This window comes from Okeania sp. SIO2F4 (assembly GCF_010672385.1).
Lineage (GTDB): Bacteria > Cyanobacteriota > Cyanobacteriia > Cyanobacteriales > Microcoleaceae > Trichodesmium.
In genome coordinates this window covers 1-2733 of the sequence record NZ_JAAHGT010001135.1, presented here as the reverse complement: position 1 = coordinate 2733, position 2733 = coordinate 1, and the positions used below count along the sequence as shown (strand labels likewise).

The window sequence follows — 2733 nt, the reverse complement described above, 5'->3', positions numbered from 1 at the left end:
TTTCAATTCCCGAGCGGTTTTAACCTTCTTGTAATTATCAAGTTCGCAATTATCCATTATCCATTAATGAATTCTTCTCTCCTAGATAACTAAAGCCTTTCTCCTTCTCACTAATATCTATTTACAAAACCTACAAAATTACTATAATCAATTTTGACTTGCTCCACATATTGAAAAGCTACTTCATCCACTAATTCTCGAAACTCTTTATACTTACCATCGGTAATTTTTGTCACCTGTTTTTCTAAAGAATAAGGAACTAATTTTTCATCAAAATCTTTATCTGCTCTAGCATGGTCAGTAGCGAGAATTTTTCCCCATTGTTGAGCAACTTCTATAAAACTATCTTTATCCTTTAATCTTTTAGTTTTAAGAGACTTTTTATAGGGAGATATTTCTCGCACAGAATAATAACCAGAAAAATCTCCATCAGCAGGATTATTATCCACAAGTTCCATCCATCCTAAAAAATCATCAGCGTGTTTAATTAAAGCTTTATAAGCTTCAGCATGACGTTGGGCAGTATTGTAAAATATACTGTCATAATTTAGGCGATCGTATAAGCTAAATAATTCATAAGCAGGAGGTTGATACTGACGTTTAATATCGAGAATATGGTCATCATCTAAATTATCAGTTTCTCCTTCTATTAATAAGTAATAACGTGGCGTTCCTAATGACCCTAATCCAGCATTTAATCTTTGAGCAACATCTTTAACTTGAAAATATTTTGGGTCATAATTTAGATTCCCAGAAAGGGTTTCAGCATAAGCTAAAATTTCTGATTCAATAGCTTTATTGGCATCAGATGCTATACCTAAATCTTCATTTTCAAAGTCAAATAATCGTTTCTCTTCTACAACTTTAGTCCACTTATATAACATTCCTCGTCGTGTTTTTTCAGTAGCTTTTTCTATAGTCTTTTTCACCTCTCCAATAGTATTTTTTTCAGTAAAATATATCTGAGTTTCATCTTCATTGCCTACATAAGATTCTAGGGTATCTAAGTAGCTTTCACTAAAGCTATCAATTATTTCTTTCTGGTCATCTTTAGAGATAATAGAATTATCTTCAGCCACTAAAATAATACTGGTTGCTAAACGCCACAAATCATATTGATAATCAGCAATTATTGATTCATCAAAGTCATTGAGGTCAAAAATAATTTCTCCTTTGTCGTTATTATAAGCGCCAAAATTATTAACGTGACAATCACCTAAAATCCAAGTTTTCGTTTGAGCATTACCAAATTTACCAAGTCTACTATCATTCACAAAGTCCTGCCAAAATAAAGAATTTGTTGCTCGATAAAAAGTAAATGGTGATTCAGACATTCGAGCATATTTTTCAGCTTTTAACTCTTGGCGTTTCTGGGGATTAGCACCTGATAAAATTAAGTCTGTATCTAATTCTATAGACTCCAAAACTTTTTGAGTCCGCTCACTATTATTAATAGATTGAGCTAAAGTTTGGTTAAATACAAAAAAAACATTTACTGTCAAAATTAAAATTATTACTATCAACCAACTTCGGAAAACTTTATTCAACTGATTCATCATTATTAATCAAAAATTCTCGCATATATTGATTCACTAATTCAGGCTGTTCTTCTTGTACCCAATGGCTACAGTTAGGAATATAACGAAGTTGAAAACTCTCCACATATTCTTCCGTACCATAAGTTAATTCTATTCCTAAAGCCGTATCATTTTTTCCCCAAATCATTAAAGTAGGAATTCGTAGCATTCCCCACTCTTGCCGATCAAAAAAACCAGGAAAAATATTACGATAATAATTAATCATTGCAGTTAAAGCTCCTCGTTTAGCTGCTGCATCTTTATATGCTTCTAAGTCAGCTTCAGTAAAAGCAAATTTATTAATCGCCATATTTTTAAATGCAGAAGCAATAGCCTGATAATCATCAAATTCAAACATCAATTCAGGTAAAAAAGGCAATTGAAAGAAAAATATATACCAACTTCTTAAAAGTTGCTCTGGAGTACCTAATCCTTCCATAAATTTTGCAGGATGAGGAATATTCATTACAATTAATTTTTCGACCATTTCTGGATGTGCATAAGCAAAACACCAAGCTATTGCCCCTCCCCAATCATGCCCTACTAAAACACAATTTTCATAACCTAATCCTTTAATTACTCCTTCTATATCTTTGATAAATTCTGCCATAACATAAGCAGATTTTTCTTCAGGTTTATCACTTTCATTGTACCCTCTCAAATCTAGGGCAACTACTTTATAATCTTGAGCAAATTCAGGTATTTGATGTCTCCAAGAATACCAAAATTCAGGGAATCCATGTAACATTAACATTAATGGGCCAGACCCTTCAGTAATATAATGGAGATTAATGCTATTTGCTTGGATAAAATTGCTGGGAAAAAGATTCTCTTTGATTGACATTGATACCTCCGAAATAATCACTTAAATTTTAACTTGCTATACTCAAAGGAAAAAGAAAATAGGAAATGGGAATATATTTTTGGTTGATTGAATTGCTTTATATTTATAATTAAATTCAAGATTAATTTGGTAGTAACTCTTTTGTGCCGATAAGTAAGTATTCAGCCGTCAGCTAGCCTCCAGGGTCGTGGCTAAGTTTTTCATGTCGCGTAGCGTTTCATGTCTGTGAGAGCCGAAAACAACTACGAGTTATTAGCTCATTATCAGACCGAATGAGGAATTAGTCTCCACGGATAATTCAAACTTATGTTT

2 protein-coding genes are annotated in these 2733 nt (G+C 32.3%); both read right to left on the bottom strand.

Going from position 1 to position 2733, the window contains the following annotated elements:
• Positions 1-110: 110 nt before the first annotated feature.
• Positions 111-1559 carry a DUF2252 domain-containing protein gene (locus F6K22_RS37985; protein WP_293110025.1) on the bottom strand — a complete coding sequence of 483 codons (1449 nt, stop codon included), beginning with the start codon at positions 1557-1559 and terminating at the stop codon, positions 111-113.
• A complete protein-coding gene (locus tag F6K22_RS37980) occupies positions 1540-2421 on the bottom strand; it encodes an alpha/beta fold hydrolase (protein ID WP_293110024.1) in 882 nt (293 codons plus the stop codon). Before F6K22_RS37980 ends, F6K22_RS37985 begins: the two co-directional genes overlap by 20 nt.
• Positions 2422-2733: the final 312 nt, after the last annotated feature.